At 54.4% G+C, this 24,768-nt stretch carries 20 protein-coding genes; 11 read left to right on the top strand and 9 right to left on the bottom strand.

All coding sequences use genetic code 11. The features are described from left to right. Positions 1-70 precede the first annotated feature (70 nt). The 3 genes from GJJ30_RS00060 to GJJ30_RS00070 all read left to right on the top strand — a co-directional run bounded on the left by GJJ30_RS00060 (position 71) and on the right by GJJ30_RS00070 (position 2,923). Entirely contained in the window at positions 71-820 is a 750-nt protein-coding gene (locus GJJ30_RS00060) for an acyl-CoA desaturase (RefSeq protein ID WP_154171871.1), read from the top strand. Between the two features lie 177 nt (positions 821-997). Next, positions 998-1,522 carry a DinB family protein gene (locus tag GJJ30_RS00065; protein ID WP_154171873.1) on the top strand — a complete coding sequence of 175 codons (525 nt, stop codon included), beginning with the start codon at positions 998-1,000 and terminating at the stop codon, positions 1,520-1,522. Positions 1,523-1,897: 375 nt separating this feature from the next. Next, positions 1,898-2,923, top strand: coding sequence for a ligand-binding sensor domain-containing protein (locus GJJ30_RS00070; RefSeq protein ID WP_154171875.1), 1,026 nt, complete (start codon positions 1,898-1,900; stop codon positions 2,921-2,923). A gap of 1 nt (position 2,924) precedes the next feature. Here GJJ30_RS00070 and GJJ30_RS00075 read toward each other — a convergent pair whose 3' ends face one another. Further along, positions 2,925-5,342, bottom strand: coding sequence for a heavy metal translocating P-type ATPase (locus GJJ30_RS00075; protein WP_154171877.1), 2,418 nt, complete (start codon positions 5,340-5,342; stop codon positions 2,925-2,927). Positions 5,343-5,494: 152 nt separating this feature from the next. On the opposite strand from GJJ30_RS00075, the gene hemN reads away from it, so the two are divergent. Together hemN and GJJ30_RS00085 are read left to right on the top strand one after the other, a co-directional pair. Next, entirely contained in the window at positions 5,495-6,859 is a 1,365-nt protein-coding gene (gene hemN, locus GJJ30_RS00080; RefSeq protein WP_154173429.1) for an oxygen-independent coproporphyrinogen III oxidase, read from the top strand. A gap of 198 nt (positions 6,860-7,057) precedes the next feature. Further along, on the top strand, positions 7,058-7,696 hold the full coding sequence (locus GJJ30_RS00085; RefSeq protein WP_154171880.1) for an NAD-dependent epimerase/dehydratase family protein: 639 nt from the start codon (positions 7,058-7,060) through the stop codon (positions 7,694-7,696). Between the two features lie 32 nt (positions 7,697-7,728). On the opposite strand, the gene GJJ30_RS00090 is transcribed toward GJJ30_RS00085, so the two are convergent. Continuing rightward, on the bottom strand, positions 7,729-7,986 hold the full coding sequence (locus tag GJJ30_RS00090; protein WP_229312877.1) for a hypothetical protein: 258 nt from the start codon (positions 7,984-7,986) through the stop codon (positions 7,729-7,731). Between the two features lie 229 nt (positions 7,987-8,215). Here GJJ30_RS00090 and GJJ30_RS00095 point away from each other — a divergent pair, with 229 nt between their 5' ends. Then, positions 8,216-9,124, top strand: coding sequence for an LEA/WHy family protein (locus GJJ30_RS00095; protein ID WP_154171882.1), 909 nt, complete (start codon positions 8,216-8,218; stop codon positions 9,122-9,124). A gap of 96 nt (positions 9,125-9,220) precedes the next feature. Here the strand turns inward: GJJ30_RS00095 and GJJ30_RS00100 are convergent, their stop codons facing one another. Beyond that, entirely contained in the window at positions 9,221-9,688 is a 468-nt protein-coding gene (locus tag GJJ30_RS00100) for a hypothetical protein (protein ID WP_154171884.1), read from the bottom strand. Between the two features lie 305 nt (positions 9,689-9,993). On the opposite strand from GJJ30_RS00100, the gene GJJ30_RS00105 reads away from it, so the two are divergent. The 3 genes from GJJ30_RS00105 (at position 9,994) to GJJ30_RS00115 (ending at position 13,322) form a co-directional block, all read left to right on the top strand. After that, the gene (locus tag GJJ30_RS00105) at positions 9,994-10,788 is read left to right on the top strand and encodes a hypothetical protein (protein WP_154171886.1); all 795 of its coding nucleotides are present in this window, start codon (positions 9,994-9,996) and stop codon (positions 10,786-10,788) included. Positions 10,789-10,868: 80 nt separating this feature from the next. Further along, positions 10,869-11,357, top strand: a complete 489-nt coding sequence (locus tag GJJ30_RS00110; protein ID WP_154171888.1) for a ferritin-like domain-containing protein — start codon at positions 10,869-10,871, stop codon at positions 11,355-11,357. Positions 11,358-11,498: 141 nt separating this feature from the next. Continuing rightward, a complete protein-coding gene (locus GJJ30_RS00115; protein ID WP_154171890.1) occupies positions 11,499-13,322 on the top strand; it encodes a glycoside hydrolase family 2 protein in 1,824 nt (607 codons plus the stop codon). A 43-nt stretch (positions 13,323-13,365) separates the two neighbouring features. On the opposite strand, the gene GJJ30_RS00120 is transcribed toward GJJ30_RS00115, so the two are convergent. The 6 genes from GJJ30_RS00120 to GJJ30_RS00145 form a co-directional block, all read right to left on the bottom strand. Further along, positions 13,366-14,088 (bottom strand): DUF72 domain-containing protein, encoded by a 723-nt coding sequence (locus GJJ30_RS00120; protein ID WP_154171893.1) that lies wholly within the window; start codon positions 14,086-14,088, stop codon positions 13,366-13,368. A 309-nt stretch (positions 14,089-14,397) separates the two neighbouring features. Continuing rightward, positions 14,398-14,916, bottom strand: a complete 519-nt coding sequence (locus tag GJJ30_RS00125) for a hypothetical protein (protein ID WP_154171895.1) — start codon at positions 14,914-14,916, stop codon at positions 14,398-14,400. A 6-nt stretch (positions 14,917-14,922) separates the two neighbouring features. Beyond that, positions 14,923-16,077, bottom strand: a complete 1,155-nt coding sequence (locus tag GJJ30_RS00130; protein WP_154171897.1) for a zinc-dependent alcohol dehydrogenase — start codon at positions 16,075-16,077, stop codon at positions 14,923-14,925. Between the two features lie 164 nt (positions 16,078-16,241). Next, positions 16,242-16,664, bottom strand: a complete 423-nt coding sequence (locus tag GJJ30_RS00135; protein ID WP_154171899.1) for a response regulator — start codon at positions 16,662-16,664, stop codon at positions 16,242-16,244. Between the two features lie 86 nt (positions 16,665-16,750). Beyond that, entirely contained in the window at positions 16,751-21,964 is a 5,214-nt protein-coding gene (locus GJJ30_RS00140; RefSeq protein ID WP_154171901.1) for a PAS domain S-box protein, read from the bottom strand. Between the two features lie 46 nt (positions 21,965-22,010). Next, positions 22,011-23,069, bottom strand: a complete 1,059-nt coding sequence (locus tag GJJ30_RS00145; protein WP_154171903.1) for a chemotaxis protein CheB — start codon at positions 23,067-23,069, stop codon at positions 22,011-22,013. Between the two features lie 427 nt (positions 23,070-23,496). Between GJJ30_RS00145 and GJJ30_RS00150 the strand changes: the two genes are divergently transcribed. Together GJJ30_RS00150 and GJJ30_RS00155 are read left to right on the top strand one after the other, a co-directional pair. Continuing rightward, positions 23,497-23,904, top strand: a complete 408-nt coding sequence (locus GJJ30_RS00150) for a response regulator (protein ID WP_170299077.1) — start codon at positions 23,497-23,499, stop codon at positions 23,902-23,904. A 233-nt stretch (positions 23,905-24,137) separates the two neighbouring features. Then, positions 24,138-24,743 carry a cysteine hydrolase family protein gene (locus GJJ30_RS00155; RefSeq protein ID WP_229312878.1) on the top strand — a complete coding sequence of 202 codons (606 nt, stop codon included), beginning with the start codon at positions 24,138-24,140 and terminating at the stop codon, positions 24,741-24,743. Positions 24,744-24,768 lie beyond the last annotated feature (25 nt).

Below are 24,768 nucleotides of genomic sequence, written 5' to 3' on the forward strand. Positions count from 1 at the left end.
TTTTAGCCCCAAATGCCGCTGTTATTTTCCCTTTTTCGTTGTCACCATCCGCATTGGTGATTGATCCGTAATGATTATTCTGCTGTTTTTTCTAACCCATTGGTACCTGTCTGTACTGATGCAGACGCTTTTTCTCCACCGGTATGCCGCCCACCAGATGTTTACGATGAGCAAAGGCTGGGAGAAAGTTTTTTACATCCTGACGTTCATCGGGCAGGGTTCTTCGTTTCTCAGTCCGCGGGCGTATGGCATCATGCACCGCCTGCACCACGCACACGCCGATACCGACCAGGACCCGCATTCGCCGGACTTTTCCCGGAACCTGGTCGACATGATGTGGAAGACCCGGACCTATTATAACGACATTCTGAACAACCGGGATTCGATTCCGGCGAAGTACAAAAAAGGCGTGCCCAACTGGGAGTTTATGGAATGGCTGGGCGACCGCTGGCCGGTTCGCATCGCCTGGGGGACGGCTTATACGCTGTTTTACATTCAGTTTGCGACCTCACCCTGGCTGTTTCTGCTCCTGCCGTTTCATTTTTTCATGGGACCGGTTCACGGAGCCATTATCAACTGGTACGCCCACCGCTACGGTTATACGAACTTCAAGGTAAACGATACCGCCAAAAATCTGCTTCCGTTTGATTTCCTGATGATGGGCGAATCGTACCACAACAATCACCACAAGTTCGGAGGTCGGGCGAACTTTGGCGGTTTTCGCTGGCACGAATTTGATCCGGCCTATCCCCTTCTGCGTCTGCTCAACAGACTGAGAATTATCAAGCTCCGGTTCGGCCGCGACGAAGCGTATATGTAAGTTTTATTGACCTGGTTTCCGGCTTGACGGGGAGGTGGTCTGGTGAGAGCGTGTTTCCGGTACCAATTCAAAAATCTGATTTCAAAACGGGAACACGCTTTCTTTTTGGGTTAGTTACAATAACTTAGCCGCCAAGTAGGTAACTGCTTTTCATCCAGCCAAACCCGTCTACTCCCCATGACTGAAACAGAGATATTAATCAATCAAACCGCTAATGCATATCAATGGATTCATAAGCTGGTTGAGCCAGTGCCGCTTGCCAAGTGGAATATCATCCCTGAGACCGTAGAATCAAGTATTGATTGGCAGCTTGGGCACTTGATTATCAGTCACTATTTCCATTCCATTATGGTCATCCGGGGACACCAGATGGATATACTCCAGCAGTTACCAATCCGGGAATATAGTGAGTTATTCACGGCGTCAGTTCCGTCTCAGTCAGTAGGTAAAGTAGATTCAGCCAAGTTATTGGCGGATTTACAATTCATGCAGCAAAAATCGCTGGCTATCCTGGCGACGCTGAAAGCATCGGAACTGGATCATCCGCTGGAGCCTACCTCTACTCCTCACCCCATCGCCACCACAAAACGGGAGGCCATTGATTGGAATATCAAGCACACGATGTACCATTGTGGTCAGCTTGGCCTCATTAAGCGCGTGGTGGATAAACGCCATGATTTCGGTCTGAAATTAGCGCGGTAACCAGAACATCAGCCTAACGATGTAAGCAGCCGACACTTAAGGTTCCTTCGTCCCAAGCGGGAGCGTTTTTATGAGAAAGTTATGTCGGTAACTTTCTCATAAAAAATGGCCGACTCGGGAAGCGGTCTGACCTCTTTTCAAGTTCGGGACGAACGATGGCCTTGTAGACACGTTTCAGAATCATGCGCCCAGAGTTCTCCTACCTGTCTACAAAGACTCCGTCCCATCGGGACGGATTTGGCTAATTCAACTACGTGCTTAGAAAAAAACCGGCCGCCAGCAAAAGCAACGTTAACGTTTCATTAACAAGCTATTAACCAAACCGCAGCACAAAAACCGGTAGGTTTGTTAAAATCCCGGAAAGCAAAAAGAAAAATGGTGAAACGCGCAAACGTATATGCTTTGCTGTTGATGGTTATTTCCTGCACGTTGTGTCAGGGGCAAAACAAAACGGACCAGCTAACAGCCACGATCAAGTCTGAAACCAACGACGAAGTCACGCCCTACGGACCAAACCGGATCACGCGTACGATCAGGCAGGATCGAAAGGGCAACATCTGGATCGCAACCTTTGGGGGGGTATTTCGGTACGACGGAAAATCGTTTACCAATGTCACCGGCAAAGTGAGTTCGGCCCGTTTTTTTTCGGTTTTGGAGGATCGAAAAGGAAATTTCTGGTTCAGTTCGGTGGGTTCAGGGGTTTATTATTACGATGGAAAATCCTTTCAGCATTTCACAACCAAAGACGGTCTGGCCAATGACCAGGTTATTGATATTTACGAAGACAAAACCGGTGCGATCTGGTTCGGCACGCTGAGCGGAGCAAGCCGTTACGATGGAAAATCCTTTCAAAATTACCGGATGAATGAAGAAGCTTTCTCCCCGGATTTTTCATTGAAAGAAGGCTATCCCTCCAAAGATCATAATGATGTCAATTCAATTATTGAAGACAAAACCGGGAAATTCTGGATTGGCACCCGGGGCAATGCCTGCCTGTATGATGGCAAAACCTTTACCGTTTTAACCCACGAGGGTAAGCCCTTTACGAATGTTCGGACGATCATTGAGGATAAAAAAGGCCATGTCTGGCTCGCCGGATCGGATGGTCTTTGGCGCTATGACGGCCGGATATTTACCAATTTTACCCGGAATTTTGTGGGGTATGTTCTCGAAGATCGAAAAGGCAACATCTGGACTACGTCAGAAGGGCCCCAGGGCTGGATACTTTCCCGGTATGACGGGCAGACCCTGTCCGATAAAAAGCCCACGGTAACCGAGATAAATCCAAACGAAGGCAAGATGCTTTTTGGGATCCTGGAAGCGAAGGAGGGGAGTATCTGGTTCGGTGCCGATGGCGTGTATCGGTATGACGGCAAGACCGTTACCAGCTTTAAAAAGTAAATCATTGAACTGCGCCCGGAACCGGTTTAAAAAAACTGCTCCCGGTTCCGGCCTTCATTCGCATGCCGACGGTTGCGATCAGCACCATAGTGGCCGAACTCAGCGGCATCAGAATGGCCGCAACAACCGGCGAAAGATGGCCCGTGGCGGCAAAACAAAGCCCGACCAGATTGTACAGCAACGAGACGCCGAAACTGAAGCGGATCAGCCGCAGGGCAAACCGGCTGTAGCGGAGAAAAGAAGGCAGCGCTTTCAGGGAGCGGTTTTCCAGAATCGCATCGCTGGCGGGCGTAAACCGGAGCGAATCGTTGGTAACCGCAATCCCGACATCCGCCTGCTTTAAGGCCCCGGCATCGTTCAGCCCGTCGCCGACCATCAACACCCGTTTCCCGCTGGTCTGGAGCTGCCGGATGAGCTGAAGTTTATCTTCCGGGCTACACCCAAACCTCATGGCGTCGTCGGCAAAGAAAGGACGCAGGTGCTCCCGGGCGGCCGCCGAATCCCCCGAAAACAAAAAAAGCTGCTTTCCCTGACCGGAAATTTCCTGCAACATACTGGCCAGACCGGGTCGGAGCTGGCTTTCGAACTGAAAGGTAGCCCGAAAAGTGCCGTCGATGCTGACGTGAACCGCCGTTTTTTCCGTCTCTTCCCCCCCGCCAATAAAAGCCGCACTGCCAATTTTTACGATATGATCGTCCACGACCCCGACAATTCCCTGACCGGGCAACTCCACAAAACTTTCGACATTCAGCAGGGGCGAATCGGCCAGGTGCTGGCTCAGCCGATGGCTGAGGGGATGGCTTGACTGACTGACCACCGCCCGAATCAGGGAGCGTTCGAAAAGCGTCAAAAACCGCTCGTTCAGCTCGGTAACGGATTCCGATGCGGGGATCGTCAGGGTACCGGTTTTGTCGAAAACAACGGTGTCGATTTGCGAAAGCTGCTCGATCACCTCCGCATTTTTGAGGTAAAAACCCCACTTGTTCATCAGGCGCAAACCGTGCCCCAGCGCCACCGGATACGACAGCGACAGCACACACGGACAGGCTACAATCAGCAAGGCCGTAAACGCATTCACCGCCGTAGCTGGTTGGTGGGCCATAAAATACCAGTACGCCCCGATTAACGTAGCCAGGCTTAAAACCGTCAGTGTAAAATAGATTCCGACGGCATCGGCGAAGGTTCGGGCTCGGTTGGGCTTCTCTTTCCGGAAAGCGTCATTATTCCAGAGTTGGGTCAGGTAACTCTGCGAAACTTCCCGCGCAATTTCGAGCTCAATCCGGCCGCCCATTTGTCGCCCGCCCGCGTAAAGCAACGCCCCGGGAAGCTTGCGTTCCGGCTCCGATTCGCCCGTTACGAACGAATAATCGATCAATCCTTCCCCGCGATACAACATTCCGTCGGCCGGAATCAGATCGCCGTGCTGCACCCGAATCCGGTCGCCTTTGCGCAGGTCGGCCACGGGCGTCGGCACTTCCCGGTCATCCACAAGTCGCTGGACGGCCAGGGGAAAGTAGGATTTGTAATCACGCTCAAACGACAGAAAGTCGTACGTACGTTGCTGGAACCACTTTCCGCACAGCAAAAAGAAAATCAGGCCGGTTAATGAATCGTAATAACCCGCTCCGCCCTGCGCGAAAACTTCGTAGGTTCCCCGGAAATAGGCGACCAGAATGCCCAGCAGAATGGGAAAATCGATGTTGATCATGCCCCTCCGCAGGCTTTTCCAGACCGACTGAAAATAACCCGAGCCAGAATAAAACACCACGGGCGTTGCCAGCACCAGGTTTATGAGCCCGAACCAGTGTTTAAAAACCGCATCGTCCAGGCCCAGGTATTCGGGAAAACTGAGGAGCATGATGTTTCCCGCGCAAAAACCGGCCACCGCCAGCCGGTAAAGCAGCGGCCGATACGTCGGTTTCTGGTGCTCTTTCATCACGTCGTTGAGACTGATGAGCGGCTCGTAGCCCAGCGACGTCAGCAATTCAGTCACCTGCCGCAACGACGACTGGGCCGGATTAAAAACCACATGCACCTGCTTTTTGAGAAAATCAACCCGCGACTGGGTTATGGCCGGATCGATGCGGTACAGGTGTTCGAGCAGCCACAAACACGACGAGCAGTGAATGGCGGGAACGTAAAACGTCACGTGCGCGCAGGTTTCATTTTGAAAATCAATAAGTTGACTGACAATTTCGGGATGATCCAGAAAAGCAAACCGCTCCACTTTCGGAGTTTGCCCCGGCGTTGCGTTCAGGTCGTAATACTGGCAAAGCTGGTGATCGTTCAAGACCTGATAAACCGTCTGACAGCCCGAACAACAAAACGGTTTATTGTCAAAAAACAAGGGATTGGTATGGGTGGAGCAGTCGCTTCCGCAGTGGAAGCAGACGGTTTTCGGCGTCGTTTCGGTCAACATACAAGCGGGTATTTCCCCAAAGGTGGCCGTTTCCCGGTTGCGAAAAACTGATATAAATCAGGCCGATACCTGATTTTGGTGCGGGTTTCAGACGAAAGGAAGCAGGAATTTTGGCAAACCTGACCGGCGCTGAACCCGGTGAGAGTATCCGGATGACTGATTCGCTCATTACCAAATACAATGTGGCCGGGCCGCGCTACACCAGTTACCCAACGGTTCCGTTCTGGGACACGGCCACTTTCAACCCGCCGGAATGGCGCCAACGCCTGACGAACGCCTTTGGCCGGAACAATGACGCCAACGGCATTAGCCTGTACATTCACCTGCCCTATTGCGAAAGCCTGTGTACGTTTTGCGGCTGCAACAAACGGATTACCCGAAACCACGCCGTCGAAAAACCGTATATCGATACGCTCCTGGCCGAGTGGGCGCTGTATTGCGACCAGTTTCCGCAGCGGCCCCGCATCGCCGAACTTCACCTCGGCGGAGGAACGCCCAGTTTTTTTTCACCTCAGCAGCTTCGGCGGCTCTTAACCGGCATTTTTCGGTGGGCCGATCCAACGGACGAACCGGATTACGGCTGGGAAGGACACCCCGGTAACACCACTCGTGAGCACCTGCAAACCCTGTATGAGTTTGGTTTTCGGCGGATTAGCTTCGGCGTCCAGGATTACGATCCGCAGGTCCAGCTAGCCATCCACCGGTTTCAACCGGCCGCCCAGGTCCGGCTGGTGACCGAGCTGGCCCGAACCGTTGGCTATACGTCCATCAGCCACGACCTGGTTTTTGGGCTGCCTTTTCAGTGCCCCGAAACGATTCGGGAGACGGTTTTGAAAACATTGACCATGCGGCCCGACCGGATTTCGTTTTATTCCTACGCCCACGTACCCTGGATCAAAGGCAACGGACAACGCGGATTTCGGGACGAAGACCTGCCCTCGGGTGACTCCAAACGAAAACTGTACGAGATCGGCTGTGATCTGTTGCAGACCGGAGGCTACCGGGAAATTGGGATGGACCATTTCTCGCTCCCGCACGATCCTCTGTATAAAGCACAGGAAACCGGGCAGTTACACCGGAATTTCATGGGGTATACGCTTACCCAAACCAGCCTGTTGATTGGCCTCGGCGTTTCGGCCATTGGCGACGCAGGCACCGCTTTTATGCAGAACGAAAAGGACCTTGAGTCGTACCGGCAACGGGTTCTCGCGGGCGAATTTCCGGTTTTGCGCGGGCATTTGCTGACCCGGAAAGACGCCCAAATCCGCCGGATGATTCTGGAAATCATGTGCCGCTCCCAAACCGCCTGGGAACGAGCCGACTGGACGAATGAAGAATGGGGCCGGATCCGCCCGCAACTGGCGGATTTTCAGGCAGACGGTTTGATCCGTTTTGATGATACTTCCCTGCGGGTGCTTCCGGCGGGGCGTCCCTTTCTGCGCAACATCTGCATGGTGTTTGACCACTACCTGACGCAAAACCGGCAAACCGGGCCGCTGTTTTCCCAAACTGTGTGAAGGAGCTGCTCTAAGCGCTCCTTTCAAAAATTTTTACCGCACGAAGTCTCCGACCTGCTACTTCAAATCGGACGGACGAATCCGGTCGTGCCGTGAGGAAATAATGTAAAACTGGCCAATTGGATCGAAATTGGCCGGTTTTTAATTAGGTGGTTATCAAAGCTTTTCTCATTTTGTGCCGTCAATCAAATCGAAAATATGAAGGCACTAATCATTGGCGCAACCGGGGCGACGGGGAAGGATCTGGTGAACGTCCTGCTGCGGGACCCGGACTATTCGGAAGTGGTAACGTTTGTGCGCCGAGCCAGCGGCACGGTTCATCCCAAATTGCGCGAGATTGTAACTGATTTTGATAAGCTGGAAGCAGTGTCGGAATTTATCAAAGGCGATGTCTTTTTCAACTGCCTGGGAACCACCCTGAAAGCGGCAGGCTCCCAGGAGAAACAATGGCAGATCGACTACGAAATTCCAGCAAGATTTGCCGAAATCGCCCGAAAAAATGGGGTTCGCAAAGCCGTGTCCGTTTCCGCGTACGACGCTTCTTCCAAAAGTAAACTGTTTTACTCCCGAATGAAGGGGCAGCTCGAAGACCAAATTGCCAGCCTTGCCTTCGAGCAGGATATCGTTTTCAAACCCGGCATGCTGCTCCGGAAAGACACCGACCGACCGGCCGAGCGGATCATCGCGGGCACCTTGAAATTCCTGAACAGCCTGGGATTAATTCGAAAATTCCGGCCACTGTCGACCGAACTCCTGGCCGAAAAAATGGCCAAGGCACCCAAAACGCTATCGGCTGGCCGACACGTTATCGAGCTGGATAAAATCTTTGGGTTTTAGAAAGCAGGACGTAGCTGCACCGGGAAAACGGGTCACACTTTCCCTTTGTGATCCCAGTGGTCTTTGATGATAGCGCCGGTTGCGTCCCGGACCAGGCGTCGCGTGAACTGATCACCCCGGATAATGCCCCGATCGTTGGCTTTGCCGATGTACATCAAAACCGGGTTTCCGTCTTCATCGGTTTTTAAGGCCACGTCGTAGCGGCTGAATTTAAAGGTAATCAGCTGCGAGGGAGCGTATTTCTTGTTGAGCTCTTTCATCAAGCTCTCCCCAATTTTCATCGGTCGCATTGGTTTTATACCCGTTAATTACCGGAGTTTATTCCGCCGGAACTCCTGCTACATAAGGCGAGCCGGGTATGAATGTTTTTTCAGCAGTTGCCGAAATGAGCGAGCGGCCAGCCGACCAGGCTCTACAGAAGATTTAAAAGGCGCAAAACCGGGCCGGAAACGTATTGTTAAAGCCCGGCTAAAACAACTGCATCGCACGGCGGTTCATTCTCTTTACAAACATAAGGTTATGAAAAAAGGATGGATCATTGCGCTTTCGATTCTGCTGATCGGAGCCATCGGCGCGTTTATCTGGTACAGTCGGCTCAAAAACCGGGCGGAGAACGAAGGGGGCGCTTTCAATGACACGCTTAAACCCCGGCTGGAAATGAGCACGCTCGAAATTACCAGCATCGACGACGACCGGATCAAGATGAATGTCAAAATGCTGATTGACAACCCCTTGCCCGTCGGCTTTAAGGCCAATCGACTTCGCTACACCATTTTGATCGCGAATACGCCCGTCATTGAAGATTCGTACGAAAAACCGATCGAGGTCAAGTCCGGCGACAGCACACTCGTGACCCTGCCGATGGAAGTAATGAGTAAAAAGCTCCTGACGGTATTGAAAACGCTGGATCGGAAAGACATCGACAGCACGACGTACACGGTTCGCAGCACGTTTGATCTGGACGTACCGGTCTTGGGCGATCGCACTTTCCACCAGACCATCACCCGCCGGTTGCCCACAATTTACCTGCCCGAAATCAAGATAGAAGACCTGGATTTTGGGAAACTGGGATTGAAACGAACGGACGTAAACGCCAAAGTAGCCATTACGAACAAAAACCGCTTTCCGTTTCAATTTACCGATACCCATTATAAGGTTACAATTGACGGCAAAGAAATTGCCGAAGGCCACCAGCCCGAACCGATTCTGATCAAAAAACAGGCGACCACGCCGGTGGTGTATCCACTGACGATGCGGCCCGGAAATACCCTGGAGCTCCTGCCGAAGATGTTGTTCGATAAAAAAGACACCCCGTTTCTGGTGACGATCCAGTGCAAAATGATTGACAAAGACAACAATTCGATGTTTCAACACAGTCAAATGAATACGATCATCCGGGGCACGCTGGCCGATTTCAAGAAAGATTAACGAGCGGGTAAAAGAATGACCGCAACTACCAGGAGTCGCGGTCATTGCCATCACCAATCAATACACCTCAAATTATTGTTAAAAATCCGTCTACAACTATTGTCCCGAACGGGGGTCGGCGGAGCTGCGGCTCTGTTTCTGCGCTGGTTTCGTCTTTTTGTCATTGCGTGATCCCGTTTCCGAACCCGTATTCAGCTCAGAAGACGACGGTTTTCCGGAGCGCCGGTTTCGGCTCTGCGGCCCGGTTGTCGAGGACGTTCCTGCGCCGGACGGGTCGTTCGTGCTGGCGGCTCCTGTTGTACCTTTCGTACCCAGGCGGGTGCCTTCGCCGGTTCGTCCGCTTGATCCCGTGGTTTGGCCGTTGGCTCCGGGAACCTGCTTGTCGGAGTGGTTGGTTTGCGGTTTGGTACCAGGGTTTAATCCGGTCGACCCACTTGTTTGTCCGCTTCCGCTGGAGCCGGTTCGTTGCTGGCTGGGCGAACTATTGGCGGACGTTGACTGCGCTTGCGTCTGAATTGTAGTCAGTACAACCAGCATCGCTGCTACCATTATTCCCTTTTTCATCGCTGTGTTTTGACTACTACGTTTTCAGTTAATTACCCTAACAACTGGTATTCGTCGAAAGAACGTACCCGAAAAAGCAAAAGAATGAGGATTCGGTCTGTGCTTGTCAGCAAGCCGTGATACGGGCGTTCGTCCAGTAGCTGACAATAAGCCGCCAGCCTTTAGTTGCCGGGCCAAAACCTCATTTTAACAAAAGAATTTCGTCAATCTCTTCCCGACGCAGTTCCACTAAAGCCGGGGCGGCACCGAATGCCCTGGGAAATCCCGGCGATGGTGGAAGGATTTTTTACGTAAACAAAGGATCAATGAAAGGGTATTGGATGTCCATTTTCGTGCTGGGGCTGCTGGCCTGCGAAGGAGGTAGTTCCGGAACAAAAGATATCGATAGTGGTGGCGGAGCGCGCCATACTGGGCATGCATTGGGTCGTCAGGTAAGTGGCTCCCGGTTGTTGAGCGAATATTACAAGTACAACATGCCGTGCTATTACGTTACCGAATCGACCGTTAAAACCCTGTTCAATTTGGATGAAGGCGCTCCCTTTACCATGACAGAAAGCGAGCACACCTGCGAAGTCGTCCTGAACAATAAAAAGCTGGTGGTTCTTTCCACCACCGCCGACCGGCCGTTTGAGTCGGTTTTTCATGCCGAATATTATTTCGACCGACTTTATCAGCCCGAGGCATTGAAAAACCGGGGCCGGAAACGCCCCTATACGGGTCCGGAACCCGAAGGAACCGGCGCGGAAAGTCCGACCGAAGGAGTTGGCAAAACCGCTTCGACGGGAAACGGGGCCGTAACGGGCGTTCCGAACGACTCGATTCAGGCTCACGCGGCACCCGGCAAGCTCTCCACGGCGCAGTTGAAGGACAGCGACGAACAGAAAGCAGGCCCGCAGCCGGTTCCGGGTGTTTGGGAAAAAGCCGTCTGGGATGCGAAAAGCCGAACGCTGCACATTCTGAATCTGCAACACGTCTTCCACATCACGGTCAGCCACGGCCCGACGGCGGCAATGGACAGCCTGAATGCGGCAAAACTGGGCGCATTGCTGACCAAGCAGGTGGACGACGAAACAAACCAGGGGGAAAACACCATCTATTGACCCCATCACTCGTCCGGCCCCGGGCGGTCTTTTACCTGAGAATAACTTACCAACATAATCAATTAACCGATTCCATTTCAATGAAAACCATGCAGGAATTTATGGAGCACACGATCCAGGATCTGTACTCCGCCGAAACGCAGGCGCTGGAAGCCATGCCCCAATTGATGCAACTGGCCCAGAGCGACCAGCTCCGCCAGGCGATTGAGGTTCACCAGCGCGAAACCGAGCAGCACGTAAAACGGCTGGAGGTGATTGCCCAGCAAATGGGAATTGAGCCGGAGGGCGAAACGTGCCTGGCCATGCAGGGGCTGATTGAGGAAGCTCAGGATTTGCTGAGTCAGTTCGAAGACGCTGAACTGGCCGATGCCGCCATTATCGGAGCAGCCCAGAAAATGGAGCACTACGAAATTGCTTCCTACGGAACGGCCCGAACCCTGGCGCAGCAGGCTGGCCAGGACCGAATTGCGGATTTGTTGCAAACGACCCTCAAAGAAGAAAAAGCAACCAATGAAAAACTGACCTACATAGCTACCAGTAACGTCAATCAGAAGGCGGTCCAGTCGTAACAAAGCGTCCGGGGTAGACGTATTTAGCTGCTTTTGGTGAGCGGTTAAGGTCGGTCCCGGACTCATAACCCGCCCCCCTATGTCACGCAGTAAAACCGTCGCTGCCAGCGCCGGGGCGGTTTTTACCGTTTCTCATTTTATATGGAGTTAAAGAATCCGAATACCGGTTTTTCGGCCAGCCGGTCCGAAAGCGCCGAACCGGTTAATCAACTGCCCCGGGCGGTTTTACGACCCAACGATTATGTCTTACTGGACGGCGAATGGCGGTTTTCACTCGATCCGGACGATCGGGGAATGGAAGAACGGTGGTTTTTAGGCCATTCGTTTGAAGGCACGGCCCATTGGCCCGGTTCCATTGAAGCGCATCTGGCGCAGGCCAAAGGTCAATCGGAAGCCTCCGCCTGGAAGGACAAGGTGATGGCCTGGTATGAACGGGAATTTACCGTGCCCACCCGCAGCGAATCAACCGCGCGCTCAATGCTGCAACTCACCTTCGGGGCCTGCGGCTACGAAACCCGGATCTGGCTCAACGGCCACCCGCTCCGAACCATTGAAGGCGAAGAGGTGCATTTTGGGGAATATACCTCGTTCTCCTACGAGCTGCCTGAAGAATACCTGCGGCCGGTCAACCGGCTCACGGTCCGCATTGCCGATACGATGGATGCCGAGATTCCGCGGGGCAAACAGGAATCCCACGTTTACAAGCGCGGGGGAATCTGGTACCAGACCTACACCGGGGCGGTTCGGAGTGTGTGGCTGGAAACCGTGGAACGAAACCGGCTCCGGACCCGCGTCGGGGTGGTCAGTATTGTCGAAGACCGGCTCGTCCGATTCAGCGTGACGACCCGCATTCACGATCCGGACCACTATGTATTGCGGCTGCAGGCTTTTGCGCCCGGAGCCACCGAGCCCATCGCTTCCTCCGATTATCCCTTACGGCTTGACGCCGGCCAGAAACAGCAGCGGGTCGTGCTGGACCTGGGCGATGCGCAACTCTGGTCGCCCGAAACCCCCATTCGGTATAAATTAGTCGCTCAATTGATTGATTCCGAAGGCTATGCGGCCCAGATCGAGACGCATTTCGGCCTGCGGAAAATTGAAGCCCGCGGGCGTTCGGTTTACCTCAACAACGAACCCATTTACCTGGACGGCATTCTGTATCAGCCCGGAACCGCTACGTACGAGGAAATGCAGCTCCACATGCGGGCAATGAAGGAATTGGGTTGTAACCTGGTGCGGGTACATATCGCCGGGGTCGATCCGCGCATCTATAACCTGGCGGACGAACTCGGTTTGCTGTTGTGGGTGGAAGTGCCCAGCCCCCACGTTTCCACCCCGATCAGCCGCCAAAACCACCAGGCCGAACTGCTGCGCATGGTGGCCCTGATCGGTACGCATCCGTCGGTGGTTATCTGGAGTCTGTACAACGAAGACTGGGGCGCTCAGGACATTGCCACCAACCCGGAAACCCGGAAATACATTACGGATATGTACCATTACATGCAACTGGCTTATCCCCAGTTTCTGGTGGTGGACAACGACGGTTGGCAGCATATTTCTTTTGAAGGCCGGCTGAAGTCGGATCTGCTCACCGCCCATTTGTATACGCCGGATCTGACCCGCTGGCAGACGTTGCTGGATCGATTGACCTCGGGCGATCTCGAAGGCGTGGCCGCGTTCTCCCTCGTGGTGGGCGATCCGTTTTTTTACCGCAAACAGGTGCCGCTGGTCATCAGCGAATGGGGCGGTTTTGGCTTTGCCGATTACGGCGGTCCCAACGAAGCCAGCGAGCGAGCGGAACGCATTCGTCTGTTTAAGCACGAGTTACGGCAACGGGCCATTGCCGGAGATATTTACACCCAGGCGACCAATATCGAAGACGAACGCAACGGGTTGATTGATCCGAAAACCGGTGAACTGAGTGTGCCCGCCGGATTGCTCAATTCGCGGAATTCATCTCCGTAGGTACTGATGATGCGGTTTTCGGAAACCGCCCGGATGAGGTAAACTACCGGTTTTCAAGCAGTTTTTTGAAGAGCAGGGCATCCTCCAGCATGTGGATATTGTTGAAAAAAACGTACGATGGGCGGTTTTCGGGCAACAGTTCCAGCAAGTCGGAGAGTTCCTGCTCTTCGTATTGGTACCGCCAGCCCTGGCGGCCATGAAGCCGGAAGTAACAGTGGTCCGGCGTAACGGTCTGGGTTGTAAACGGATCGACCGCGTGCCAGAGTTGAAGGTTTTCGCAGAGGTCTTTCACCAGCTCAGGCTCCCACGCGCCCCGGGGTTCCCAGGCCAGGTTTAGGCCCTGGCGGTCGATGCCGGAAAAGAAGCGGTCGAGATTGGCGACATTTTCGCGGGTCGGTTTGAAACTGGCTGGGCATTGAAACAGGACGGTTTTTGCCGCCAGCGCCTTGGCACAGGCCAGCGTATATTCCCAGGCTTGCTGAACCACTTCCGTGGGTTTAAACGAACCTGCCTGCGACCGTTCTTCCTCCGAAAGCGGTTTTTTCAACCGTTTGAAAGTCGGACTCCGGGCTTCGTGCGTGATCAGTTGCCAGGCTTTCAGGGTAAATTCAAATTCGGGCGGTAGTTGGCGACGCCAGTTTTCCAGGGTCGGCAGGCGGGGTGGCTGGTAAAACGTCTGCTGCACTTCCACGCACGACAGCCAGTTGGCGTACTCGGTTTTGGGCCGGGGAAAACCGCAGGTACCAACCATAACCCTGTTTGCCATTGCACATTGAAAAAACAAATGGACGGTTTTCTAAAAGCCGGGAAAAGGTAATTTAAGTTAAACCTGGTTTAGAGTTTATAGTTTTCAAGTCAACACATTGATCTAGAAACCGTTGGGCTAAACAGTGAAGCTGTCTAATAATGAAATTACAACTGTTCTCAGATCGCCCCCAACCCCCTAAAGGCCGAATCAAAATTTTAGACAGTCTCAGTAAACGAATGATATACTGATTAAAAAAGCCGATAAGAACCCGGTCGTTTCTGCCGGTATTCTTATCGACCCTTTGGTTAGTAAAGGGAACCGGACTTCCTACTTCTTTCGGCGGAGCAGCATAAAAACCGCAGCGGTAACCGCGGCTCCGATGAGTACTTTTTTCGTTAGTCCCTGCGGATCATGTTTCCATTCCGCTTTCCAGCCTCTTTCGGCAAAAATATTGGGAACATACCCCCGTTTGAAATCGTCGATGATGCCTTCCACCATATTGACCCGGTCGGCCAGCAGCAGCGGGAGCCAGTGACCGTATTCGGATTCGCTGTATTTGAAGGCAAACCGGCGGATGGCCCCGCTCCATCCGGAAGGTGGAGTCGATGTGCCAAAAACCGCACTGACCGTCGGGCGTTCGATGGAACGCAGCACTTCCACGTCGACCGGTTGCTGCGTGGGGCGCTCCCAGGTATAGCCCCGTTGTTCATCCTGCCCGTCGAAGCCGTCGGGCCGGTTTCGAATGGGGTAGGTCGGATCGTTTTTCGGATCGGCATCGATGCCCCAGCCGTTGATGTGGGAATAATCCCGGGCGAGCGTCGCTAAATCGTTGGTTGTATTTTCCATAGGATTTTAGAATCTGGCGGATGGTGGAATGAGAACGGGTTTGATGCAGTTGTCGAGCTTACTTGAAAACATCCGGTAGGCGTCGGCGGCTTCTTCCAGCGGCACGCGGTGCGTGATGAGCGCCTTGGGATTTAAAACCCCATTCTGGACGTGCTCGATAAGCCTCGGCAGCAGGCGTTTAACCGACGCCTGATTGGCCCGCAGCGTCAGTCCCTTGTTGACGACATTGCCGATCGGAACGAGGTTATCCGTCGGGCCGTAGACGCCCACGATGGAAACAACTCCACCTTTCCGAACCGAGTTAATCGCCCAGTGCAGTGCCGTTGCCGAACCCGCCTGCAACAGGGTTTTGCGCCCCGTAATGGTTTGGAGTGCGCTTCCGGCCGCTTCGGCACCGACCGCATCGATCACGACGTCGGCCCCCATCCAGTCGGTGATTCGCTTGATGAACACGACCGGATCATCCATTTCTTTGAAATTATAGACTTCGCAGTTGGCGTAATTCTTAACAAACTCCAGCCGGTATTCGTACTGATCAAGGACAATTACCCGCCCCGCCCCAAACAGCCAGGAACACCGGGCGGCCATGATTCCCACCGGACCCGCGCCAAACACGACGACCGTATCACCGGGTTGAATACCGCCCATCTCGGCGGCCTGGTAACCCGTCGGAACAACGTCGGTCAGCATCACGGCATCATCGGGGTCCATCCCGGGCGGAATAACCGTAGGGCCGACATTGGCGTAAGGAACCCGCACATACTCGGCCTGACCGCCGTCGTAGCCGCCCGCCGTGTGTGAATACCCAAAAATACCGCCCACCGCCGTTGCCTGCGGGTTGGATTCGTGGCAGTTTCCAAATAAGCCCTGTCGGCAGAAGTGGCACTTACCGCAGGCAATATTGAACGGAACCAGCACATGGTCACCGACTTTCACTTTGTGCACCTCCGATCCAACTTCCTCAACAACTCCGATAAATTCATGTCCGAACGTCATCCCGACCCGCGTATCCGGCACGTTGCCGTTGTAGAGGTGCAAATCGGAACCGCAGATACAGGAGCGGGTAACGCGAACGATCGCATCTTCGGGATGCTTTATTTCGGGCATGGGTTTGTGGCTGACGCGAACCCGTTGCGGTCCGCGGTAATTCATGGCTAGCATAGAACTTTCGGTTTGGTATATGTTTGCCGGAATCGGCTACTCATAACCAACCGCCAGCCCGAACCTGCTGTTCGCGCGAATGAGGATTTGGCCCGGCTACTTTTGTTGCCGGAGTCCCTTTTCAGAATTCAATAAAATGCAGTTGAGTCTTTGGCGAACGTCGCTTAAGCCGCGGGCTGGTTCAGCCGGGGCAGCGACGCAAAGTCTCCCGAGCGTTCGCAGAGTTGCGTCATGACGGTTTTGATGCCCAGCAAATCCATCGGTTTGGGCACAAACGCACTGGCTCCCAGCCGAAAGCTCTCCTGCTGGTAATCGCGATCCGTCCGGTTGGTCATCATTACCACCGGCACCGATTGCCAGTCGGAATGCTGTTTCAGGTGTACCAACGTTTGAAAGCCATCCAGTCGGGGCATATCGACATCCAGCACAATCACCTCGGGCCACACATCCCTGGTCAACGAGTTGAGCGCGTCCACCAAATTCGCACCATCGGCAAAAAACCGGACCGGGTGCTGCGGCAGAAATAGCGTAAAAACCTGCTGGACCAAAAACCGGTAATCCGCCCCATCATCAACAATGTAGACCATATAAACTGTGGCTCTAAGCGTAACAGGCAAGCCTGATGGATTAATAACGCGTGGAGGGCTTCAACAGGATGAAGCCCGGTATTATGTTAGGCAATGGCCACTGTAAATCGGATGGTAAACCGCGTTCCGGCTTCCGGCTGGCTTTCCACGGTAAACTCCGCTTCCAGCAACTCACAAAGCCGTTTGACAATCGAAAGTCCAATTCCTTCGCCACCGGGGCGGATTAGGGTCAGCGATGATTGATTTTCCACGGGCGAAGGCGATTCGCCCCGCAGGCGACTCAGTACCTGAGCCGATAGCCCCGGCTCCGTGTCGGCAACGCTGAATTGCCAGCCCGACGGATTTGGCTGCCAACTGACCGTTACGCCCCCGGTTTGGGTATATTTCAACGCATTCAGCAACAGATTCTGGGCAATCCGGCGCACCTTGACCAAATCGTTTTCTACTTCCAGCCCGGCTTCGCCTACAGCTTTGAGCCATAGGCCCTGCTCAGCCGCCAGGGGTTGCGCCCCATTTACCAGTTCTTCCAGCAGGGAATCCACGCTGAACCGACTGGTCTGAACCACTTCCTGACCGGCTTCCAGACGGGCAAAGTCCAGCAAACTACTCATTAACTGGGTCATTTGCTGAATATTCCGCTGAATCATCTGGATCATCTGATTCCGATCGGCCTCACTACCCGCCATTCCCAGTAACTGGGCGGCCGAGGCAATGACGCCCACCTGCCCCCGCAGATCGTGCGAAGCAGTTCGGAGCAGTTCGCCCCGCTCCCGCAGGGAATCGCGGAGCTGCGCCAGAGTCTGGGCGCTTTCACTGGCCTGCTCGAGTTCCGTCAGCCAGTACTGCTGCTGCGACTGGGCCTGTTTTAATTCGGTGATGTCGAGCCCTGTCAGCACCAGCCCGTCGTCCTGCCGGGAAACCGCCACGCCCAGCCAGCGTTCGCCCGGAGGGTCGGCCCGTTGCCGCTCGCTGTACCGGGCCTGACCGGAATGATAAACTTCCAGCAGTAACTCCAGCGTCTGGCTGTCCCAGAGCAGGCCACTAAAGCGTTCGGCCGACTGACCCAGCAGCTCCTCCAGCGGCTGATCAAAGAACTCGGCCAGTTTCTGGTTGCCCACGGCCAGCCTGAAGTCGAGAACGATGGCGGGGTTATTGGCATCATGAACCGCTTTCAGAAGGCCAATCGAGGCTGGTGAAGCATCCAGAACGGCCTGGAGGTTATCGGCACTTTGCAGGATTTGCGCCTGGGCCGCCCGCAGGTCCGTAATATCGCGGGCAATCGCCAGGACACTCTGTACCGAACCCGTCAGACCCAGCTCCGGCACCATCTGCGAGTAAAATTCGAGTTCGCCCTTAGGGGTCGGAAAGGAATTGTAATGCACCTGCGGCTGACCGGTTTCGATAGTTTGCCACAATTTAGCCATGTATGGCCCGGCGATTTCCGCCGGTTGACCCATTTCCGTGTTGGTTTTACCCAACAGGCTTTCCAGCGATTGCCCGGTTTTGGCCACGAATGCACTGTTGGCGAAGAGCAGCCGCAAGGCGGTGTCCCAGCGCGTAATGGCATCGGGGGTGTTCTCCACCAGCGTCCGCAACTGGGCTTCGCTCTGCTGGAGTTGCTCCTGCGCGCGCATCTGGTCGGTAATGTCCCAATCGATACCCAGCACCCGCCGGGGAACGTTTTCATCTCGCATCACCACACCTTTAATTTTGAGGGTTTTGACGATCTGATCTGAATGAATCCGCAACACTTCCTCAAAGGAATCCGCCCCCTGTTTCAGGTGATCGATCAGCCTCCGGGCAATGGGCTGGTCGGCATCCACGGCAAAAGCATTGTAAATGTCGGCGTTGACCGGCGTGCCCAGTTCCAGTCCAAACAACTGGTACATGCCTTCCGACCAGGTAAACTGGCCGGTTTCCCGGTCATACTCCCAGCTGCCGGTGCGGGCCAGGGATTCGGTTTGTTGCTGCAGGGTCAGGTTCTTCAGCGCTTCGGCCTGTTCCGCCCGTTTCCGCTGGGTGATGTCCCGCGCGAGTGTCGAGACGCCCATCACCCGTCCGGCCGCATCCTTCACTGGCGACATCACCACTTCCAGCGAAATCTCCCGGCCGTCTTTGTTGAGCCGGACCGTATCAAAAAGTTCAACCTGCTGCGATCCTTTGATGCGCTCGGTATTTGCCAGTACCTTCGACAGATCTTCCGGCAGGGTCAGCAGGGTCAGCGGCTGACCAATGGCTTCCTGGGCAGGATACCCGTACAGTTCTTCGGCGGCCCGGTTCCAACTGGTGATGATGCCGTCAAAATTGGTCGTCATGACCGAGTCCTGCGACGATTCAACGATCGAAGCCAGGAAGGATCTGGCTTCTTCAGCGGCCCGTCGCTCGGTCAGATCCCGCATGATTTTGACGAAACCGATCAGGCTGCCGGTATTGTCGCGCAGCGGTGAAACGGAACCGGAGCCCCAAAAGCGCGTACCATTCTTCCGAACGTGCCAGCGCTCGTTCTGGGCGCGGCCCTGCTGCCGGGTAATCCGCTCTTCGCGCTCGGGCTCACCCCGCTCCCGGTCTTCCGGCGTAAAAATAATGTCAGCGGGTTGTCCGACGATTTCGGCTTCGGTGTACCCCACCAACACCTGAGCGCCCGGGCTCCAACTGGTGACCAGCCGACTGGTATCGAGCGTAAAAATGGCGTAATCCTGGGCGCTCTCGAACACCAGCCGCATGCGCTCTTCCGACTGCCGCACGGCTTCTTCCGCCGTCTTCCGCCCGGAGATGTCCACAAATGTGAGCACAATCCCGTTGATGCGGTCTTCGGCCGTGCGGTACGGCAGGATACGCATCATAAAGACCCGCCCATCCGTCGTCCGCACTTCCCGCTCGACGGGTTGCAGAGTCGTTAGAACGGCTTCGGCATCCTCCTGCAAGGGGGGATAATCCAGCCGGTTGGTGATGTCGCTCAGGGGGCGGCCAAAATCCGCCGGGATCAGATTGAAGATCGTGCGGGAGGCCGGGGTAAAGAGGTTCACCCGGAAACTGCGATCCAGAAACAGCGTAGCAATGTCGGTGGAGTTGATCAGGTTCTGGAAGTTGTTGCTCGTCAATGAGATCTCTTCCACTTTCACCTTTAATTCCTGGTTGACGGTGGTCAACTCTTCGTTGATCGACTGCAATTCTTCCTTGCTGGTTTCCAGTTCTTCGGCCGCCGAGCGCAATTCCTCGTTCATGGCCTGCAGCTCTTCGTTGGACGCTTTAAGCTCTTCGGCCTGGGTTTCATACTGCTCACTGGACGACCGCAACTGCGCTTTGGCCCGGATCAGTTCTTCTTCCAGATGGCGCGCCATGGGCTCTTCCGACGTCAGGACGCTGTCCTGCTGGTTGCCTCCGTCGCCGACCGCTTCAAAAAGCACCAGCATGAAGCCCCGGGCCGGATCGCTTTCCCGCAAAACCGGTCGGACGTGGATGGTGATGGTCTGGGTCTGGTCATCCAGCCGCACCTTCAGGTTGCGGGCTTCCACGTTGGTCTGCCGCTGGGTAGCCTGGTAAAAAGCGCTGCGGAGTTCCAGCCGCAGTTCGGGCCGGATGAGTTTGAGCAGATTTTTGGAAGGTTCGCCCCCGGCAATGTGCAGGTAGCGGCCGGCGCGCTCGGAAATGTGCAGAATGTCGTATTCTTCATTGACCACAATCGACGGAGGAGCATACTGCTCCAGCAACTGCTGGTGTAAATCCCCGTAGTTCATCCGCCCGCTGGGCCGGGATTCGGATTCGGTTGCCGGTTCAGGCAGTCGTTTCTTTTCCGAGGCTAAAGGCGGGATGGATTCAGGCACCGGATACGGGCGCGACGACACCTGTCGGCTTTGGTACAGGTGGTGTTCGCGGCTGATGGTCGCAAACAAATCACCGGCTCCGTCCGTGGTTTCGGACAGACCCAGCATCAGATAGCCGCCCGGTTTCAGGGCAAAGTGGAACGTCTCCAGCACCCGTTCCTGGGCCGTCTGGTTGAGGTAGATCAGCAGATTCCGGCAACTGATCAGGTCCAGCCGGGAAAATGGCGGGTCTTTGAGAACATTGTGGTGAGCAAACAGCACCATTTCGCGGATTTCCCGGCGAATGCGGTATTCGTCGCCCTCCTGCGTAAAAAACCGGCGCAATCGTTCGGGCGACACATCGGCCGCATCGTTGAGGGTATACCGACCTTCGCGGGCAATCGCAATGGCGTTCTCGTCGATATCCGTCGCGAAAATCTGCACCTTCGGCGCATCGATCACACCGATCGTTCGTTCGGCAAGCAGCATGGCCAGCGAATACGCTTCTTCGCCCGTCGCACAACCCGCGACCCAGATGCGCAGCGTATCCTCCGCTTTTTTATCCTGAATCACCAGCGGCAGCATGTTTTCCTCCAGGGCGGTGAAGGGTTTTGTATCCCGGAAAAAGTTCGTCACCGAGATCAGCAGGTCTTTGAGCAGCGACTGGGTTTCGTCGGGATGCTCGCGCAGAAAAGCCGCATAGGCGGGCAGGCTCGGCAGGTTTCGGACATTGATCCGCCGTTCGAGTCGGCGCATCAGGGTAGGCCGCTTGTAATTGGAAAAGTCGTGCCCAGTGCGCAGGCGCAGTTGGGTAAACACCTCCCGCAGCGCCTGCTGCTGGTCTTCGGGGCGCGTTTCCGTCTCAATCGGAATCGATACTTTACCCAGGCTTTGCTGGTAGGCCAGCAGCCGGGCCGGAATCTGGGCGACCGGCAGAATGTCATCGACCAAATCCGTAGCAATCGCATTGCGGGGCATTTCATTGTAGGCAGCCTCCCGGGGGTTCTGCACAAAAACCGCTCCGCCGTTTTCCTTGATCCGTTTTAGCCCCATCGAGCCGTTGGCCCCCGTTCCCGACAGAATCACGGCGATGGCCCGTGGCCCGTGGGATTCGGCCAGCGTCCGAAAGAAAATATCCACCGGAGCGCGCCGTTCTTCTATGCGTTCGGTGGGCAGCACAACAATTTGACCGTCCTGCATCTGCAGGTGTTTATTGGGCGGCACAATGTAGATATGGTTGGGCTGAACCTGAACGTTTTCCAGCACCTGACGGGCCGGAATTTGGGATACCCCCTGCAGAATCTGAGTCAGTCGGCTGTCGTAATCAGGCGACAAGTGCAGAATAACGACATAGGCCATTCCGGAATCGGCTGGCACCTGTTCAAAAAATTCGGTGAGTGCCTCTACGCCACCCGCCGAGGCACCCACCCCCACAATCAGCACCGGATCGCCCGCGACCGGCTGGGATTCAATACCTTTTGATTTTTTCTTGCTCACCTGGAAATGGAATTCGGTTTACGGTTACTTACTTAAAAGCAATCAGTTAAGGTAATTTAATCATTTGATTATCAGAAACGGAAGCCTGCTGCTCCAGGCTTTCCTGGCTCAGGAGTTCATGCAAAACCGTCGCCTTTCGCACCAGCTCGGACCGATGATGAGCTTCTTTCGCTTTCTGAAAATACGAAGCCGCCAACTTGGGCTGGTTCGCTTCCGCGAAATGATCGCCCAGGTGGTTGAGCAGCAAAATGCTCTCATCCATGCCGCGGATGACGCTGTAAAGGCTGTCCTCGATTTTTTCCGTAATCGCTGCCAGCAAGGTGTCGGCCGAGTAGGCATGACCGGTATGGCACCGGAAACGGCCCAGCTTCCCATCTTTCAGGTAGGTCAGGACGCCCTGACATTCCGGACACGTATAAGGGCTCAACTGACCGAACTGGAGGATGTTGATTGCAAAAGCGTCTTCTTCGGACGCAATGCGAATTTCCGCGTTTATTTTTTCATTTTCTTCCACGGATACCGGCGTTTTTACAGGTGCTTCTTCCCCCGCCAGCCGAACCAGCAGCGGTGCAATTTCGGCCAGCGGAATAATATAATCGACATCTACTTCACGAATGGCATTCTCGGGCATGGAGGGCACCTCGGCATCCAGCGGGTCCTGCACCATCGCCAGCCCGCCATACTTCTTCACAGCCCATAAACCGGCCGTGCCATCATCGAGCGCACCGGATAAGATCACCCCGATCACCCGGTTTCCGTAATTAAAAGCGGCCGATCGGAAAAGCGGGTCCACCGCGGGTCGGAAGCGGTTTTCCTTCGGTCCGTGGGTAATGCGAATGTGCCCGTCTTCCAGCAGCATGTGGTGATCCGGTGGAGCAATGTAAATGCGGTTGGTCACAATTGGCTCGCCGTTGTAGGCGTGAGCGGCCGGGATCGGCGTAATCTTACTCAATACCTGCGGCAAAACGCCCCGGATGGAAGGCGCCATGTGCCAGACGATAAAGACGGACGCGTCCAGATCGGGCGGTAAGTCGGCGACGATTTTTTTGAACGACTCAAAACCGCCCGCCGATGCACCCATGACAATGATGTTTCGTTTTTCCATGTAGTTTGATAAGCTTCATTTGTCCTGCTGACTATTGATAGCCTATCTACTGGTCGAAACCCGTAGGGAAACCAGTCCGTTTCGGTTTAGGCAAATGGATTCAGTCAAAATCCATTGGTTAATTCAGTGATCGGGCTTGTCGTCAACGCTGGCTACCGGGAACTGCCGGCTAAGGTTACGCAATGATCTCTTCCCGTTGCTGGTGACTTGCTGCAAGTAACAATCTATTTCTTAAAAGGATTAAAGAATTCGTAGTTAATCGTTTTGCAGCGTACAATAGAGACCGTTAGCTAACTATGTGAAACAGTTTTCCGCATTTCATGCTTTTATGGAGGTGCCCAAAATCCCAATTTCCCGGACTAGAAACGGTGGGAGAATCCATCCAAATCAGCCTGTAACCTCTACGAATGGTCACTCACTACGAATCATGGGGCAAAAACCAAAAATATTAATCGCGGATGATAATCCGGAATACCGCCAGCTAATTACGTATCACTTAACCCGCAGTGGCTACGAGGTATTGATTGCCCGTCACGGTCAGCAGGTGCTGGAATGGCTCGGTGACGAAAAACTCCGGCCCGATCTGCTCGTGCTGGATTTACTGATGCCGCAACTAAGTGGTATTGAGGTACTTCAGCATGTCAAGACCCTGCCGTATAAACTCCCCGTTATTCTGGTTTCGGGTGCCGACTGGCTGATTGCCCGTCAGGGTATCAGCCAGTCTGATCCGGATGCTTTTTTAACCAAACCGTTTTCAATGCACCAGTTGGTCGATACCATTCAGGCGTTATTACAACAAAACTCGACCGAAATTCGGCCGCACGACAAAGAATGACGGCGGTTTTACCAAAACCGGTCGGGAATGCTGGTTAACCATTCCGCCGAAAATCCAACCAAATTGCTTTTTATTGGTTACACCGGTATCAGGTCCATTCCGGCGAACAACATCCGGTCACCGGGCCCTTTTTTCCACGAACAGGTACGGTTGATCCGGCCGGGTAGCCCGTGTTGCGTAACCCCGTGGACCTGATGAGCAGAAGTAATTCACTGGCCCGAAAATCGAAAACAATGAGTGAGAATTTGCATGGAAATGTCCCCGACACGTTTCCGGTTGTGCTGTTGATTATTGACATGATCAATGACCTGGAATTTCCAAACGGGGATAAGCTGCTGCCCGCGGCTCTGGAGGCCGCCCAACACATTGCCACCCTCAAACGAAAAGCCCGCCGGTTGAACATTCCCGTCGTTTACGTCAACGACAATTTTGGCCGCTGGCGCTCGGATTTCAACGAAGTCGTCGACCATTGCCTTAACGATGGCGTGCGGGGTCAACCGCTGGCTGAGTTGCTACGCCCCGACCCGGACGATTATTTTGTGCTGAAGCCCAAGCATTCGGCCTTTTACATGACCACGCTCGACACGCTGCTGGAACACCTGAAAGCTGAAAAGCTGATCCTGACCGGCATCAGTGCCGACGTCTGCGTGCTGCTATCGGCCAGCGATGCCTACATGCGCGAATACGACCTCCACGTTCCCGCCAACTGCGTTGCCACGGATGCGCCCACGCACACGCAAACGGCGCTGACCTACGTCAGACGCGTGCTGAGTGCCGACACTACGCCCTCAGAACAGCTTGATCTTCAGGATCTGTGCCAGTCGGTGCGGGCTTCTTAACCTTTCGTTTTTGACTTTGAACTGA

Origin of the sequence: Larkinella terrae (assembly GCF_009668025.1) — a bacterium.
Classification (GTDB): Bacteria; Bacteroidota; Bacteroidia; order Cytophagales; family Spirosomataceae; genus Larkinella; species Larkinella terrae.